This is a genomic window from Campylobacter concisus (genome assembly GCF_902460875.1).
GTDB classification, from domain to species: Bacteria; Campylobacterota; Campylobacteria; order Campylobacterales; family Campylobacteraceae; genus Campylobacter_A; species Campylobacter_A concisus_AA.
This window is the reverse complement of the sequence record NZ_CABPVR010000002.1, coordinates 93,293-110,081: the sequence shown is the minus strand read 5'-3', so window position 1 is coordinate 110,081 and position 16,789 is coordinate 93,293. Positions and strand designations below refer to the sequence as shown.

Below are 16,789 nucleotides of genomic sequence, written 5' to 3'. Positions count from 1 at the left end.
ATTTAAGATTTGTTTTAGTAACATTTCAGACGTAAAATTTTTATAAAAGGAGTAAAAATTGAGTTACAAAATCTCGGTTGCAACATGTGCTGCACTTTTGATGTGCAGTGGTTTTTTAAGTCAAGTTTTTGCTGTGCAAACGACAAAGCTTGAGGGTATCGAAGTAAACTCGGTCGGTGACAACATCAGTGAAAGTGGCATCGATGAGGGAATTTTAAGCAAAAGAGTGGCAAGCGGTCCTTTGGCTGATAAAAAAGTTATAGATATGCCTTATCAAGTAAATACGATCTCAAAAGAGGTTCTTGATAATCAAGGCGTTTAAGCTTTTGATGAAGCTGTTAAATATTTCCCATCAGCACAACTTCAGTACCGTGGCGGTGGCGAAATGGGGCGCCCACAAACTCGTGGCTTTGAAGGCTCAGTTGTAGGCAACGTGCTTTGGGACGGCTTTTATGCGGTTTCTACGACAGCTATCCCTATGGTAATGTTTGAGAGCTTACAAGTGCAAAACGGACTTGCTGGCTAACTATATGGCGGACAAAGACCGGCAGGTATTTTTAGCTACTCTCGCAAACGTCCTATTGCAAATTATAATTCTATTTGGACAGATTATATCTCAAGAGGAAATTTGGGTGTAGGTTTTGATACTTCAAATAAATTTGAAAAGGTTGGATACCGTAGTGTTATTTATTATAGCGCAGGTGAAAGAGAGCCTAAAGAAAGCAAAACTTCGCGTCGCTTAATCTCTTTAGGCCTTGATTTTTATCCAACTGATGACTTAACATTTGAGACAAATTTTAGCTACTATAAACATACCATGGGTGGTTACTACAATAGTGCTCGTGTGCCAACGAAAAAAGGTATTGCTATAAAGGATATCCCAGATATTTCTAGCATAACAGCATCATCTAGTGGAGAGAGATTTATGAGAACCATAACAGCTAGTGGTAAATTTAAATATGCTCCAACTGATAGATGGTATTTTGAGGGTGGCTACCAATGGCAAAAAGCTATCAGGGCTAGGAATGGTGATGGTGCATTTACTGTGCCTAGTGCATTTTTAAAAGCTCAAACAGACTTTAGTACTGGAAGTATTAATCATAACTTTGCTACATCATTAAATGGCTATAAATGGCTATATGGTAAAGATAAAGACGTAATGATGGATATGAAAAATATCTCAGTAGTTGATGATATCGCTCTTAACGATAGTTTAAATGTCATACTGTCAGCTTCAAATACTTGGTTTAAAAAGCCTGATTATAAAAAAGATGGTATAAGCTGGGCTGGGAGCGTAATATATAAGGTAATGCCAGACTTTAATGTTTATTTTACCTATGCTGATAGCTTACTAGAAGGTCAATCCAAATTTTATGATCCATCTGTTTATTCTCCTTCTCACCCATTATATGGTCAAACCATTAGTTTTAATCTTTATAGAAGCAAACAATACGAATTAGGACTAAAAACTAGAGTAAATGAACTTGATTTTAGTGCTGCGATTTTTCAAATCACTAGACCTACTTACTATGAGGTTGATAACGTATACGGAAGACAAGGTGATCAAAGAAATAGAGGCTTAGAATTTACAACTGGCGGTAAGCTAATTGATAGCTTAAGTGTCTATGGTGGTATAACATTCCTTGATGCTAAAATGCATAAATCTGCAAGAAGCTCAGTAGTAGGAAAAACTATGATAGGCAAACCAAAGATTCAGGCAAATGTATTATTTGATTATGTTGTGCCAGGTACAAACAAACTTGCTTTTACAACAAATTTCTACTACATAGGCAAACGCTATGTTGATGAGTTAAATACAAAAAGTGTAAATGGATACTTTACAACCGATCTTGGTGCTAGATATACTACAAAAGCTTGGATAGGCAAAGAGACATCTATTAGATTTAATGTAAATAATGTCTTTAATAAAAAATACTGGGCTGGTATGTTCCCTGGCTCGCTTGATGGCGAAGTAAAAGATTCAGGTACAAATTTATTTAGAGGATACGATAGAACCTTCATGCTTTCAGCTCAAGTTAAATTCTAAAACCAAAACTTAAAGCCAAATTTATTTTGGCTTTAGGCTCTTTAAATTTGCCCTTTTTGTAGGGCAGATTTAAATAACCAAAGGAAGAAAAATGCAAGGGCTGGTTGATTATCAAGCGATTTTGGAGCGAGTGTTTTTGCCTACTTTGCAAAAGGTAAAAGGCAAAGATGGCGGTATAGATTGGGATGATTACGCAGATATGTATAACGAGATGACACGCATGGAGGCGGCTTCTACGCTAAATTTACTTTCAAATTTGCCTATCACAAAAGATGATAGCGTGCTTGACGTGGGATGTGGCCCAGCTAGGCTTAGCGTGCCACTTGCAAAGCTGGCAAAGAGTGTAAGCGCGCTAGATCCGTTTGCAAAAATGCTTGAATACGCCAAGAAAAATGCAAAAGAAGCTGGAGCGAAAAATATAAATTTCATCCAAAAAGACTGGAGCGATGAGCAAAGCATAAAAGACTTACCAAAACACGACATCGTGCTAGCATCACGCTCAGTTGGACTTTTTGATATAAAAAAGCTTTGCAGATTTGCTAAAAAATATGTCGTGATGACCTCTTTTTTAATGGATTATCCAAGCTTAAAAACGTTCTGGCAAGACTTCTTAAAAGGGATAAAAGATGAAAGCGAAGCAGGACTAAGTGATAGGAGATTTGGCTACAACTTTATCTTTAACATCGTTTACGACATGGGAGCAAATCCAAATTTAAAGATAATCGACACCATTTTTGAGAGGGATTTTGCTAGCCTTGAAGAGGCGTTTTCTTATTTTAGATTTGTCGGAGAGGTCGCGCCCGAAAAAGAAGAAATTTACAAACAAAACGTAGAAAAATATCTTACTAAAACAAATGACGGATATAAATTTAAAAGAGAGACCAAGAGCTATCTCATCTGGTGGGATGTGCGGGAGATGAAATTTGAGTAGCCAAAAGATCATTTTTTGCATTATTTGCGCTTCTTTTGTTGGTGCTCTTTTTTTCGCTAGGCATCGGACGCTACGAGATAAGTTACACTCAAATTTTTGAGTTTATAAAAACAGCTATTTTAAACGAGCAGCCAAGCGACGAGCAGGGCTACACGGTCTTTACGCTTATTCGTTTGCCAAGGGTGCTTTTTGCCATCTTAGTTGGTGCAGCGCTTGCTAGCTCTGGAGCTGTCTATCAAGGTCTTTTTAAAAACCCTCTAGTCTCGCCTGACATCCTTGGCGTCTCAAGTGGCGCAGCTGTGGGAGCGAGCGTGGCTATCATCTTAAATTTCAACTACATAGGCGTACAGCTTAGTGCCTTTGGCTGCGGTCTTTTTGCCGTTTTTGCTGTCGTTTTTATAAGCAGCGTCATCGCAAAGGGCAGGCTAAATTTACTAGTAATGGTGCTAACTGGCATCGTCATCTCATCTCTTTTTGGAGCACTTAGCTCGCTCATAAAATTTCTAGCTGACAGCGATGATAAGCTGCCTGAAGTTACTTTTTGGCTAATGGGAAGCCTAGCAAGAAGCGGCGGATATAAAAATTTAGCTCTACTTTTTTGCGTAGTTATGATCTGTCTTGTGCCACTTTTCATGCTTCGCTACAAGCTAAATACGCTTAGTTTTGGCGAAGAAGAGGCTAGGGCGATGGGGCTAAATGTGAAATTTTATAACATCATAATCATCATCGCCTCGACACTTCTAACCGCTACTTGCGTCTCATTTTGCGGTATCGTGGGCTGGGTGGGGCTCGTCATCCCTCACATTATGCGCTTTGTCGTGGGAGCAAATTTCATCACGCTCTTTCCAGCTTCGCTGCTTGGCGGAGGGCTGTTTTTACTGATAGTTGATACCACTTCACGCAGCTTAATGGCAAGTGAGATCCCACTTGGCGTCATCACATCACTAGTTGGCGCACCTCTTTTTGTCTATCTGCTCTATAAGAGCAAAAAGGGTTTTGCGTGAAATTTGAGATAAAAAATTTAAGCTGTGGCTACGATAAAAAGGTCGTTATAGAAAATTTCAATGCAAATTTACAAGATGGCGACATCTTTTGCCTGCTTGGTAGCAACGGCGTTGGCAAAACGACGACGTTTAAGACGATACTTGGCTTTTTAAAGCCACTTGGGGGAGAGATTTTAATAGACGGCAAAGATGCGCTAAAGATGAGCGAGAAGGAGCGAGCAAGCTTTATAAGCTACGTCCCGCAAGCTCACACGCCGCCATTTGCTTTTAGCGTTTTTGACGTGGTAATGATGAGTGCAAATGCCAGACTTGGTATATTTGAGCGCCCTAGCAAAGAGGATGAAAAGATAGCACAAGAGGCGCTAAAGACGCTAAATTTAGAGAGTTTTAAAGATAAAATTTACACCGATCTAAGTGGCGGCGAGCGGCAAATGGTTCTGATAGCTAGGGCTTTGGCGCAGCGCTCAAAGGTGATGCTACTTGACGAGCCAACGGCAAATTTAGACTTTGGTAACCAAATGCGAGTTTTAAAAGAGATAAAAAAGCTCGCAAAGCAAGGCTATATCATCATCCTCACCTCTCATCAACCAGAGCAGGTCTTTTATCTAAATGCAAAGGTTGCGATGCTTGGGCGTGATAAAAACTATATCTACGGCGAGGCTAGCGAGGTGATGAATGGCGAAAATTTAAAGAAAATTTACGGCGTAGATATACGAGTGGTGAAAAATATCATCGATGAGCGCGAGCATTACTCTTGCGTGATGGTGGATTAAAAGGAGAATATATGTTTAAGAAAATTTTACTTTTGGCTTTTTTGCTTGTTAGTTTGCAAGCAAGAGTGGTGCTTGATAGCGATGATAAAAAGGTAGAAGTGCCTGATATGATCGAGCGTGCGACGCCTTTGATAGGGGCATTTGTGCAAGTCTCTGCGATGCTTGGCAACGAGGATCATATAATTAGCGGTGCGCCAAAACTGCCTCCACTAATGTCAAAAATTTTTCCAAAGATAAAGAGCAACGACAACAAAAGTGGCATGCTAAGTAGCAGCGTCGAGACGATCATCGCTTCAAAAACGCAAGTTGTTTTTGGTCCAATTGGTATGATGTTTGATGAAAATAGCAAAGCTCAGCTTGAGAGCGCTGGTATCGCAGTTGTGAAGATAGATAAATTTCAAAGCATCAAAGAGATACAAGATAGCTTTAGCAAGATCGCTGAAATTTGGGGCGAAAAGAGCGTAAAAAGAGCGCGTGAGTTTAATGACTATTTTAACGACAACATAAAATTTGTAAGCCAAAAAACAGCAAATTTAACGCCAAAAAAGAGAGTTTTAGTGCTTAACTATAGCTCTGGAAACTTTAATACCATTAGCTCAAAGGATATCGGCGCAGAGTATATTAGCGTGGCTGGTGGTATAAATTTAAGCTCAGAGCTAAGCGATGGGGATTTTAAAATTTCAAAAGCGATAAACGAAGAGCAAGTCATCATCTTTAACCCAGACATCATCATCACAAATTCACAAAAAAGTGCCGATGCTATCGCTAAAAACGCATCATTTGCTAAGCTAAAAGCTGTGCAAAATGGAGAAATTTTTGTAGTGCCAAGTGGCGTTTATCTTTGGAGCGTAAGAAGTGCTGAAGGTGCGCTTTATCCGCTTTGGCTGGCTAAGACATTTTACCCAGAGCAGTTTAGCGATCTAAATTTAGAGCAAAAAACAAGAGAGTTTTACGAGAGATTTTATAACTACAAGCTAAGTGATGGCGAGCTAAAAGAAATTTTGCACCCAAAGGGTGGATTTTGATAATAGGACAAAAATAAGGTTATTTATTATATTTAATATATTTATTTAAGTATAAAAGTAAATTTATCTTTTTAATATCCTAAAAAAGAGCTTTTAAAGCTTAAAAACTTAAAAATAAAAATAAACTTCAAATCGGTAGAAATTTTTATACATCTTATAAAATTTCTACCACTAAATTTACATAAACCGCCTAAAAAAAGCCCATTTTATCCTTTTTGATTTTAATATCAGCTCTCATTTCTTAATCTAAAATAAATCTTTATGTTTCTTTTAAGTAAATTTAATGTAATCTTTTATTATTAATTATTTAATTAATATAGTTGTTTTAAAAAATATTAAGAAATGAACTGGCGGTGCGTTTTAAACGCTAAAAATTTACTAAGATAGGAAGTTATCAATGAGTGAAAAATTTACCAGAAGAGAATTTCTACAAAGTGCCTGTATCAGCGTAGGTGCGCTAGCTACAACAGCTGGTGCAACCAATGTTTTTGCTGGTGAGTTGCCAAAAGGCAATGAAAGTGGCTTGCCATCTGTTGATGTGCTAATAATCGGTTCTGGTGGTGCCGGACTTCGTGCAGCAACAGCCGTTCGCAAGCAATATCCAAACTCAACCGTCGTTGTTGCTACAAAGATGATGCCATCACGTAATGCGACCTGTATGGCAGAGGGTGGAATAAACGGCGTTACTGACTTTAGTAATGGCGATAGCTTCAAGCTTCACGCTTATGACACAGTTAAAGGTGCGGCTTATCTTGCTGATCAAGATGCAGTTGTGAAATTTTGCGAGGCAGCAGGCGCGGTCATCCACGAGCTAGACCACAATGGAATGCTCTTTTCTCGTATAGATAATGGCGACGTATCCCGTAAAGATAATGGCGACGTGGCATTTCGTTTCATGGGTGGCGCTAGCAAAAAACGCTGTAACTACGCAGCTGATAAAACTGGCCACGTTTTGATGCATGCCTGTCTTGACGACGCTATCACAGCTGGCGTTAAATTTTTAATGGATCATGAGCTACTTGAGATCGGTCTTGAGGATGGCAAGGTTGAAGGCGTCGTTCTTCGCAACATCCAAGATGGTCAAATTTACCCAGTTCTTTGCAAATCTCTAGTCATCGCAACTGGCGGATACACTAGAATTTTCTATAACCGCACATCAGTTCCATTTATAGCAACTGGTGATGGCATCGCTGCTGCGCTTAAAGCAGGTCTTGGTTTTGAAGATCCTGAGATGCTTCAGTTTCACCCAACTGGCGTTCAAAATGGCGGCACACTAATCACAGAAGCTGCTCGTGGCGAGGGTGGATACTTGTTAAACAACAAGGGCGAGCGCTTTATGAAAAACTATCACGAAAAGATGGAGCTAGCTCCTCGTGACGTCGTCGCTCGTGCGATCGAGACAGAAATTCGCGAGGGTAGAGGCTTTGGTGAGGGTATGAGCGCTTACGTGCTTTGTGACGTTCGCCACCTTGGCAAAGATACTATTATGAAAAAGCTTCCAAAAATTCGCCACACTGCTATGCTTTTCCAAAATATCGATCTAATCGAGCAACCAGTGCCTATCCGTCCAACAGCTCACTACTCAATGGGTGGCATAGAGGTAGCAAAATTTGATGATATGAGCACAAAAATCCCTGGAATTTACGTAGGTGGTGAGGCTTCATGTGTATCTATCCACGGTGCAAACCGCCTTGGTGGAAACAGCCTAACTGACGCAGTTGTGACTGGCGATCTAGCTGGCAAGGGTGCTGGTGCTTACGCTCAAAATGCAAAATTTGCAAGCGGCAAGAAAACTTCTGAGCTAGCAAAAATGTGGCAGGATAAATTTAAAGCCATAGCAACAGGTGAGGGCGGTGTGAACGATATGTACGCGCTTCGTGAAGAGCTTGGTAAAAACAACTGGGATCTAATGGGTATCTTTAGAACAGGCGACAAGCTAGATCAACTCTCTAAAAATTTAGAAGCTATCCAAGCAAAATATGACACCCTCAAAGTGCCAAATAAAAATCCAGTCATGAACACAGCATTTACTGACTATGTCGAGCTTGGCAACCTTATACTTCTTTCTCGTGCAGCATGCCTTGCAGCGCAAAATCGTCTTGAGAGCCGTGGCGCTCACACAAGAGAGGACTATCCAAAAAGAGATGATGTAAATTTCTTAAAACACAGCATAGTCACACTAAAAGACGACAAGCTTGAACTTAGCTACAAAGACGTTGTGACAGGCATATTTTCACTTGACGGCAAGAAGCCAGAGTAAGGAGCTAGGATGAAAATTATTATCGACCGCTTTGATGGAACTAAAAAATATGAATCAACTTATGAGCTAACAAATGAAGAGATCAAAGGCAAAACTCTTTTAACAGTGCTTCTTGATATCAAACAAAAAAAGGATGCGACGTTAAATTTTACAGCATCTTGCCGCTCAGCGATATGTGGAGCGTGTGCTGTTAGAGTAAATGGCCACTCATATCTAGCCTGTGATACAAAGATGAACGAGCTTTTAGCTGAGTATGACAACCCAGAGAATATAAGAATTTCTCCACTTGGAAATTTTAGGGTCATCTCTGATCTTATGGTGGACTGGGAGCCAAGTATCGAAAATTTACGCAAGATAAAGCCTAGCATTACTGCTAAGTCAGAATTTAGCGCAGAAAAAGGCTGTAAGCAAAGTCAAAAAGAGTATGAAAAAGTAGCGCTTGAATGGGACTGCATACTTTGCGGTGCGTGCGCTAGTGAGTGTAATAAACTTGAAGCTGATGCGAGCGATTATATGCAGCCATTTGTCTTTGTGCATGCTTATAGAGCGGCCTTTGACTCACGTAGCAAAGATCCTATGCCGCATCTAAAACCAGCTATAGATAATGGCCTTTGGATGTGTGTAAAGTGCCAAGAGTGTGCTGATCGCTGTCCAAAAGGCATAAGTGCATGCAAAGATATAACTGATCTTCGCATTATGGCTATACAAAAAGGCTTTGATGATGGCATGGGGCCAGATCACGCTGAGGCGTTCTTAACCGATCTAGTTGATGGCTCAGGCAGACTAAATGAGATCAAGCTTGCACTTCGCTCTGAGGGAGTGTTTAGAAATATGGGCAAAATGGATATCGCTGCAAATTTAATGCTTGCAGGTAAGATGAATCCGCTTCATATTTTCGGCGAAGAGGACATAGAAGGACATGATGATCTAGTAAAAATGATAAATGCGGCTCGCAAAGCTGCTAGTAAGGAGTAATTATGCAAAACGAATTCGCTTTTTTCCCAGGGTGCGTACTCTCTCAAGCAGCTAAAGAGGCTAAGATGTCGCTTGAGGCTATCGCTCCGATACTTGGCTGGAAGCTTCACGAGATAAAGGGCTGGAGTTGCTGTGGTGCCCAACAAGCACAAGACGTCGATCCTATCGCTACGCTTGTGGCAAATGCTAGAAACATAGCGCTTGCAGAGCAGATGAATATGCCTATGCTTACGACATGCTCAACTTGTATGCTAACTCTAACAAGAGCTAAAAGCACGCTTGATAAGGGCGCAAAAGATCGTATCAATACATTTTTAGCTGAAGGCAATATGAAATATAATGGTACATCTGAGGTAACAAGCCTTCTTTGGGAGCTTTACCAAAATGTCGATACGCTAAAAGCAAAGGTTGTTAAGCCACTTAGTGGGCTAAAAGTAGCGCTATTTTACGGCTGCCACAGCCTAAGACCTGAAAAAGATCTGCATAATAGAGAAAGCTCGGTCAATCCAAAGAGCTTTGAAACTGTTGTAGGCGCACTTGGCGTTACTATTGTGCCATTTGAAAAAAGACTTGACTGCTGCGGCTTCCACGCTAGTTATCCAGCCGGCACTTCTGTAAGGAAAATGTCAAGCCAGATCGTAAATAATGCCGATGAAAACGGCGCTGACGTAGTTGTCACACCATGCCCACTTTGCCAAATGCAACTTGACATCTACCAAGAGAGATATCAAGATGAGAACCACTCAAATGTGAGAAAACCAATCATTCACCTATCTCAGCTTGTAGGTCTTGCACTTGGACTATCTATCGAAGATCTTGGACTTGATCTAAACATCATCGACGCTACCAAGATAGCGTAAATTTTATCCCACGTCTTTTGGCGTGGGAAATTCTTAAAATTTATTTTTCTATTACAAATAAAGAGCAATTTTTTAGCATTTTATAAAAACTTAATTTATTTTTAAATATAAAAATGGGTCAAAAATAATAAAAGTTATTATATAAATTCTTTTATTTATATAAAATATTTTTTAGCTATAATCGCGTGAAATTTTAAATGGATTGATTATTAAATTTAAAGGACTAAATATGCAAAACGTTGGTATAGTCGCAAAAATAAGTGGAAAAGTATTTGTAAAACGCAATGGAAAGTTGATCGCACTAAAACAGGGAGATGAGATATTTTTAGGCGACGAGATCATAACACAAAGTAGTGGTGATACAGTCGTTATAAATTTCTATCACGCTTCGCCTATTGCGCTACTTGAGCCCCAAACTATCGTCATCACAAAAGAGCTATCAAAAGCAAATTTTAATACGCAAGGCAGCGAAGCCCAGATAGAAGAAGATAAGAGAAATTTTCTTGTTGAGAATGAAGAAACAAAAAACAAAGGCGAAGACGACAGCTCTCATAACGCAAGTCATAGTTCTCATGGCTCAAACCACGGTAGTAGCTTTGCAAGCATAAATGGTTTAAATTTTGATACACAAGGTCATATCTCAATGATGATGGTGCGGTTGTACTGCCAGTCATATTAAAAGAGTCGGCATTGGCACATAGGTCTATTAGCGGTACGGTAGCAGCGGTAGAGCAAAAAGAGAGTATTCCAGTTATTGCAGTACCAAGTGTTAGAATTTTAAAAGACATTGATGGCGACGGCTATATAAATATTGCAGAAGCAGGTGGTGATCCAAACCATACAAGTATAGCGGTTGCTTTTAATAATGACTTCAAGCCAAATGATAAAGTGGCATTAGAAGTCATAAATAACGGTGTAAAGACTATGCTTGTTTATAAAGTTGATCAAGCTGGTACAAGCGTGATAAATATAAATAATCCAAGTAAAATTTTACCTATTGTGCCAAATGCTATAAACCCAGAGCAAAAAGAATTTATCATTCCAAGTGTCACTGTCGCTCCAAATGCTACATTTAGTGTAAATTCTAGTATCACTCTAGCAAATGGTACTAATTCATCTGTGGCAAATATAGCCACAAGTGTTGATACTATCACTCCAACTCTTGCTTTTAAAAAGGTAGTTTTGGGTAAAGATTTAAACCGAGACGGCGTCATAGATGCAAGCGAAAATAGCTTTAATCCAGCAGTTAGCACACCAAGTGATGATGCAAAGGTCATCTTATCACCAAATATGAAAATAGGCGACAAGATAAAACTAACTACCACTGATCCTGACGGAACTTTACATGAAAAAGTGCTGGTTAAAACATCTGGTAATATGCTTGTAGATAAAGAGAGCGGTAAGAGCTATCCGCTTACAAGTGAAAGTGGTGGAAATGTCGGTTTTAACGTAGCAAATGCGGTTAAAATTTCATCTTCAACTCCAACAAATGTAAATATCCAAATGATAAGTAAGTCGGGAAATCCAGGTGCAACTGAAACCATAACCATAGCAAATAACAATGACCCAATCGCTGTTTTTACACTTGATGAGAATAAAGATGGCATGATAAATTTAGCCGAGCTCGCAAAAAGTGGTAGCGCGGCCTTAATGATAGATATTTATGTGCCAAACAATGCTACAGCTGGCGACAAGATCCGTATCAAAGTTGATGATCCAGCTAGTACACCAACAAGCGTAACAAAGACATATACCATCTCATCTGACGGACTTACCGCTACGCTTGATGGTGGCACAGAGATTATCCCTATAGAAAATGGCAAGATTACAATTGCTGATCCAACAAACTCGAGCGATCCAAGCACAAAAAGGCTAAGTACGACGATCATTGATGGCACGACTGGCACCCCAAAAGCTTCAAGCGTGAGTGAAATTTCAAGCGATATAGTTGCACCTATTAAATCCCCACATGTACAGTTTGCAAAAGATAGCGATAAAGATGGTGTTCTAACCAGCAAAGAGAGTGGCTTTAGCCCTGATGGCGTAAAGACACCAATAAAGATAAAAATTCCAAACGATGCAAAAGATGGTGATAAATTTGAGATAGATATCGCAGGAAGTGATGGCAAGACAGATAAAATCACTATTAAAATTTCTCAAAACGCATATGGTGTATATAGTGCCACGAGAGATGATGGTGTGCCTATTAGTGTAAATAATGGCACCATAGAGACCACCACAAGACTTTATGGGCTTACGACAAATTTTACAACTACATTTACTGACAAAGCTGGCAATAAAGCAGCCCCAGTCACAGACAAGATAACTCTAGATAATAGCATAAAGGTGCAGTTTGCAAGGGACAATGATGGTGATGGACTGATAGATAGTATCACAACTCCTTCTGGCTCGTCATCAACTCAAAGCGATCTTGATATCTACCTGCCTAATAATACAAAACCAGGAAGCAGCATAAATGTCACGATATCAACTCCTACCATACCATCTGTTACAACAACCGTCAAATATACCATAAGTGACGATGGATTAACAGCTATACCAAGTGATGGTTCGGCACCGCTTCCAATAGTCGGTGGTAAATTTAGCATACCAGACGTTCCTATTTCTATGGATCATTCTACGCCGGTTAGAGCGACTATCACAACACCTGGCGAGGCTACAACGACTGATGGTATCCGTGGTAGATTGTTTGACTTTGGAATTTTAGAGTATATTGACGATGTAAAGCTTGCCACGCAGATAGATGGAGGAGTTATAAATATCGCAAAATACTTAAGGGCAGGAGATAATGAAAAAGTTATTCAGAAAAATAACTTTGATAATGAGAGCAAAACTATAAAAGAGTACAATATTTCGCTTACTAACGATGAGCAACCAAATATAGTCTTTGGTGTAGACCGTGCTCCTGGAACCAAGCTTCGTTTAGCTCTTGAAGATAATCTTGGTAATGCTAAAATTTTACCAAACGGACAAAACTATATAGACCTAGTTGTGGGTGCGGACAAGCGTGCAAATATGGATTTTGAAGCGCTTGGGATAAAGCTAGATGAAAGATACTCAAATATTAGAGCGACTGTTTTAAAGAGTGATGAAACAAAAGATGATGATCTTTTGGTCCGAGTTGATCTTGATGCTACTCCAGATGCGATAGCTACACCAAATGCTATGTCTAATGTTACTAGTGTAGATATTTCAGGCAGTATCGGAACCGACTCAAATGGCAACAATACTCTTAATAAAAATACCATAAATAAAGTCGATCTTTATGATTTGCTAAATTCTGTTCACAAAAGCTCGTCTCTTGATAATACACATAGCTATTCTGAAAATTTTGCCCTATCAGCCAATAGCACTGGGGCAAATTTTATGATAAAAAATTCTGACGCCGCAGGAAACGTATCTATTAGCACTGTTACATTTATTGGCAACAGCGGTCTTGATGCTGATATGTGGTTTTACAACTACGTAGATCCGTCATGGAGAGCTAGAGTTGGTAATAATTCTGGTGTTTATAGTACGCGAGGAGGTAAGTCTATTTATAAAGACTATATGGAAATTTATTCCCCAAGTGCCTCTACTACCTATGATGTTGTGCAGTTTGCTTCAGGAACACACTATAAGACTTTGTCTAATCAAGGAAATATGCATGCGGAGGATTTAGCTAGAGTTGGTAGACACGGAGATAGTGCCTTATACGATGCGTCTAATCCATATGCACCAAAGAAATTTAGAAATGGCGTCGATACTGCTGCTGGTACTGGTGATAATATAGGCTTTGCAAATGGTGTTTTAAAAGGTAGACCCGGCAACTATACTCTTGGTGAGTCAAATCCTGTTGGTTCTGATCTTGTTATGAAGATGAATGGCTGGATATATGTAAGTGCACCTGGAATATACTCTGTAAGAGCAGCAGACTTACATAACTATGCAGAGCTTACTATAAATGGAACGACACAAAAATTTGGAAGTCCAACAACATATATAAACCCAGCTACCGAAGCATCATATGGTAAAAATGGCCAGTGGTGGAGTAGGGATTTTACATTTGATAAAGCTGGTTTTTATAAACTTGATATTGAGTATATGGACGGAACTGGTGAGATGAACTTATCTTTATATATGCTTCCAAAAAGTGTAGCAAACACTTATGGCCCCCAAGATCCATATCCTTTATCTATGCTAGTTGGAGCATAAGGCAGCGGCACGTATCTCTTTAGTAATAATTACGTTGAAGCACTTATTCAAAATGGACATCTAAAAAAGATAGGGACTACAAATTCTTACGAGCTAAGTGATGCTAGTAAATACGGCGAATCAAATTTTGGCGATCTAGTATATCTAAGACAAGAGGGCGATATAAAAGGTGGTAACCTAGACGATGCCTTTGTTTATAGTAAAGGCAGGGCGATAGACGGCAGAGGCGGCGTGGACACTCTGATAGTTGTTGATGATGTGGATTTTTCAAATTTAGATAACGTTAAAAAGATAAATAACTTTGAAAAGATCCAGCTAGGAAGTGCCGATCAGGCGGTATCTATAAAATTTAGCCCAGATGGTGTCTTTGATATTGTTGATAGCAGAAACACAAGGGATGCAAGCAATAGTGTAGCTAGTGAGAGCGTAAATACAGTGCTAAAGGTAATAGGCGACAGCAAAGACCTGGTACAGCTCACACATGACTTTGTAAAAGCTACAAAAGCCGATGTTGCTACGCTAAATAGAAAACATAGCGTTGTCGGTGACATATACAACAAAGTAGATGTTACAAGTGATGGTGATGCAGTAAATCAAGTCTATAAAGCGACATTTACTCGCCAAGAAACCATCAATGGAAATACAATAAACACAAGACACACTGTTTTTCTTGAGATACAAGATGGCGTACAGGTCGATTTATTATAAGAAATTTAAATTTATAGAAGTAGGTTAAAGCCCAAAATTTCTCTTGGACTTTATAAAATTAGATAGCTTTTATCATCACTTTCGTTAGAAGTTCTGAAAATTTAGCAGGATTTTCTAGACTCATGCCCTCATTTAGCCTTGCCATGTCAAGAAGCAAAGGCGCTATGTCATAAATCATCGCCTCATTTTTCTCTAGTTTTGCAAAAATTTCATGATCAGCGTTGATCTCCAAGATCGGTTTAACTTTTGGAGCGTTTGCGCCTTGACCCATTTGCCTTAACATCTCTTGCATAGCGTAATCAGGATCGTTTTTATCGTAAATTAGCACCGCAGCCGAGCTTGAAAGTCTTGAGCTTAGTCTTACATCTTTGACTTCATCTTTTAAAATTTCTTTCATTTTAACAAGCGTGTTTGCAACCTTGCTCTCATCGACCTTCTCACCGCTTTTGATCTCATCATTTATATCAGCGTGTGAGACTGATTTTAGAGGTGTTTTGTCAAATTCATTGACCATTGGCATAACGATCGTATCGATCTCTTCATCCATAATAAGAACCTCAATATCATTTTTCTTAAAACTCTCAAGAAGCGGAGAATTTCTTAGCATATTTTCATTGTTGCCGCTGATGTAGTAGATCGACTTTTGATCCTCTTTCATCGCTTCTTTGTACTCTTTTAGGCTGATAAGTCCGTCTCTTTTTGAACTTTTAAATAGGCAAAGATCTAAAATTTGCTCTTTTTCAGCGTTAAATCCATAAAGCCCCTCTTTTAAAACCTTGCCAAATAGTTTGTAAAATTTTATGTATTTTTCTCGGTCGTTATCTTTTAACTTTGCAAGCTCGCTTAAAATTTTCTTCACGCTTTGCTCTTTGACACTTCTCATGATCGCATTTTCTTGTAAAATTTCACGGCTAACGTTTAGCGGCAAGTCTTCAACATCGATTACACCTTTGATAAATCTTAAATATGGCGGCAAAAGCTCTTTTGCATCATCAGTTATGAAAACCCTTTTTACATAAAGCTTTACGCCACTTTGATAATCAACTCTAAAGAGATCAAACGGCTCGGTGCTTGGCACATAAAATAGCGTTGAGTACTCAATCTTGCCCTCAGCTTTTGTGTGTATGTAAAGGAGAGGATCACTGCTATCGTGAGAAATTTGCTTATAAAAGTCGTTGTAATCTTGCTCTTTTAGGCTGGCTTTATTTAGCCTCCAAAGCGCATTTGCCTTGTTTATCTGCTCGTTTTTGGTCTCATATATGCCTTCTTTTTCGCCTTCTTTTGGAGCAACATAACTTTGTTTATCCATAAATATAGGATAAGGGATGTGGTTTGAATACTTCTTGACTATCTCTTCGATACGCCAAGAATTTGCAAACTCATCATCGTTTAAATGCAAGATGATGTCCGTTCCAAAGCTATCTTTTTTAGTATCTTCTATCTCGTAGCTTTTTGCATCAGATGTCCATTTGTAGGCTTTGTCGCTAAGTGCTCGTTTGCTTATGACCTCGATCTTGTTTGCCACCATAAATGCTGAGTAAAAGCCAACACCAAACTGACCGATCAGCGAGCTATCTTTTTTGGCATCGCCGCTTAAATTTTTCATAAAGCCTTTTGTGCCACTTCTTGCTATCGTGCCTAAATTTGCGATAAGCTCGTCTTTATCCATGCCGATACCATTGTCACTGATGGTTAAAGTCTTAGCCTTATCATCTACTTTGATGTCGATCCTTGGAGTGTAGCTTAGACTTTTATACTTTTCATCAGTCAAGCAAAGGTAATTTAGCTTGTCAAGAGCGTCGTTTGAGTTTGAGATGAGCTCTCTTAAAAATATCTCTTTGTTTGAGTAAAGAGAGTGGATCATCAAATTTAAAAGGTCATTGACCTCGGTTTGAAATTCAAATTTATCTGCCATTTTTCTTTCCTTGTTTTAAAATTTTTGGCAGATTATAACACAAAGTGATAAAAATATACTTAACCTTGATAGTATT

General features: G+C 39.1%; 13 protein-coding genes and 1 pseudogene. 13 read left to right on the top strand and 1 reads right to left on the bottom strand.

Translation table 11 applies throughout. From position 1 onward, the window contains the following. Window positions 1–58 precede the first annotated feature (58 nt). The 13 genes and pseudogenes from F3H01_RS09335 (at window position 59) to F3H01_RS01310 (ending at window position 14,798) form a co-directional block, all read left to right on the top strand. Window positions 59–322: a hypothetical protein gene (locus F3H01_RS09335; RefSeq protein WP_223155309.1), complete on the top strand. Its 264-nt coding sequence runs from the start codon at window positions 59–61 to the stop codon at window positions 320–322. Window positions 323–340: 18 nt separating this feature from the next. Further along, window positions 341–526 (top strand): annotated as a pseudogene (locus tag F3H01_RS09330) (hypothetical protein); the annotation flags it as partial. A gap of 27 nt (window positions 527–553) precedes the next feature. Then, entirely contained in the window at window positions 554–2,047 is a 1,494-nt protein-coding gene (locus tag F3H01_RS01360) for a TonB-dependent receptor (protein WP_316348888.1), read from the top strand. Between the two features lie 91 nt (window positions 2,048–2,138). After that, on the top strand, window positions 2,139–2,978 hold the full coding sequence (locus F3H01_RS01355) for a class I SAM-dependent methyltransferase (protein WP_149724589.1): 840 nt from the start codon (window positions 2,139–2,141) through the stop codon (window positions 2,976–2,978). Window positions 2,979–3,019: 41 nt separating this feature from the next. Then, window positions 3,020–3,982: a FecCD family ABC transporter permease gene (locus tag F3H01_RS01350; protein ID WP_223155306.1), complete on the top strand. Its 963-nt coding sequence runs from the start codon at window positions 3,020–3,022 to the stop codon at window positions 3,980–3,982. Further along, window positions 3,979–4,755, top strand: coding sequence for an ABC transporter ATP-binding protein (locus tag F3H01_RS01345; RefSeq protein WP_149724587.1), 777 nt, complete (start codon window positions 3,979–3,981; stop codon window positions 4,753–4,755). The genes F3H01_RS01350 and F3H01_RS01345 overlap by 4 nt, the downstream gene beginning before the upstream one ends. An 11-nt stretch (window positions 4,756–4,766) precedes the next feature. Then, window positions 4,767–5,780 carry an ABC transporter substrate-binding protein gene (locus tag F3H01_RS01340; RefSeq protein ID WP_149724586.1) on the top strand — a complete coding sequence of 338 codons (1,014 nt, stop codon included), beginning with the start codon at window positions 4,767–4,769 and terminating at the stop codon, window positions 5,778–5,780. Window positions 5,781–6,177: 397 nt separating this feature from the next. Beyond that, window positions 6,178–8,040, top strand: coding sequence for an 8-methylmenaquinol:fumarate reductase flavoprotein subunit (gene sdhA, locus F3H01_RS01335; RefSeq protein ID WP_149724585.1), 1,863 nt, complete (start codon window positions 6,178–6,180; stop codon window positions 8,038–8,040). A 9-nt stretch (window positions 8,041–8,049) separates the two neighbouring features. Beyond that, on the top strand, window positions 8,050–9,015 hold the full coding sequence (gene sdhB, locus F3H01_RS01330) for an 8-methylmenaquinol:fumarate reductase iron-sulfur subunit (protein ID WP_149724584.1): 966 nt from the start codon (window positions 8,050–8,052) through the stop codon (window positions 9,013–9,015). 2 nt (window positions 9,016–9,017) lie between these two features. Further along, window positions 9,018–9,875, top strand: coding sequence for an 8-methylmenaquinol:fumarate reductase membrane anchor subunit (gene sdhE / locus F3H01_RS01325; protein WP_149724583.1), 858 nt, complete (start codon window positions 9,018–9,020; stop codon window positions 9,873–9,875). A gap of 229 nt (window positions 9,876–10,104) precedes the next feature. Beyond that, window positions 10,105–10,554: a hypothetical protein gene (locus F3H01_RS01320; protein ID WP_149724582.1), complete on the top strand. Its 450-nt coding sequence runs from the start codon at window positions 10,105–10,107 to the stop codon at window positions 10,552–10,554. 11 nt (window positions 10,555–10,565) lie between these two features. Further along, window positions 10,566–14,090, top strand: a complete 3,525-nt coding sequence (locus F3H01_RS01315) for a hypothetical protein (protein ID WP_149724581.1) — start codon at window positions 10,566–10,568, stop codon at window positions 14,088–14,090. 231 nt (window positions 14,091–14,321) lie between these two features. Then, complete coding sequence (locus F3H01_RS01310; protein WP_149724580.1) at window positions 14,322–14,798, top strand: hypothetical protein; 477 nt, start codon at window positions 14,322–14,324, stop codon at window positions 14,796–14,798. Between the two features lie 58 nt (window positions 14,799–14,856). Here the strand turns inward: F3H01_RS01310 and htpG are convergent, their stop codons facing one another. Continuing rightward, on the bottom strand, window positions 14,857–16,713 hold the full coding sequence (gene htpG / locus F3H01_RS01305) for a molecular chaperone HtpG (RefSeq protein WP_149724579.1): 1,857 nt from the start codon (window positions 16,711–16,713) through the stop codon (window positions 14,857–14,859). Window positions 16,714–16,789 lie beyond the last annotated feature (76 nt).

Bases quoted from the DNA above. Each gene is read 5' to 3' on its own strand.
- F3H01_RS01340 (WP_149724586.1), top strand. From the start codon at position 4,767: ATGTTTAAGAAAATTTTACTTTTGGCTTTTTTGCTTGTTAGTTTGCAA.
- htpG (WP_149724579.1), bottom strand. From the start codon at position 16,713: ATGGCAGATAAATTTGAATTTCAAACCGAGGTCAATGACCTTTTAAAT.
- sdhB (WP_149724584.1), top strand. From the start codon at position 8,050: ATGAAAATTATTATCGACCGCTTTGATGGAACTAAAAAATATGAATCA.
- F3H01_RS01320 (WP_149724582.1), top strand. From the start codon at position 10,105: ATGCAAAACGTTGGTATAGTCGCAAAAATAAGTGGAAAAGTATTTGTA.
- sdhE (WP_149724583.1), top strand. From the start codon at position 9,018: ATGCAAAACGAATTCGCTTTTTTCCCAGGGTGCGTACTCTCTCAAGCA.
- sdhA (WP_149724585.1), top strand. From the start codon at position 6,178: ATGAGTGAAAAATTTACCAGAAGAGAATTTCTACAAAGTGCCTGTATC.
- F3H01_RS01355 (WP_149724589.1), top strand. From the start codon at position 2,139: ATGCAAGGGCTGGTTGATTATCAAGCGATTTTGGAGCGAGTGTTTTTG.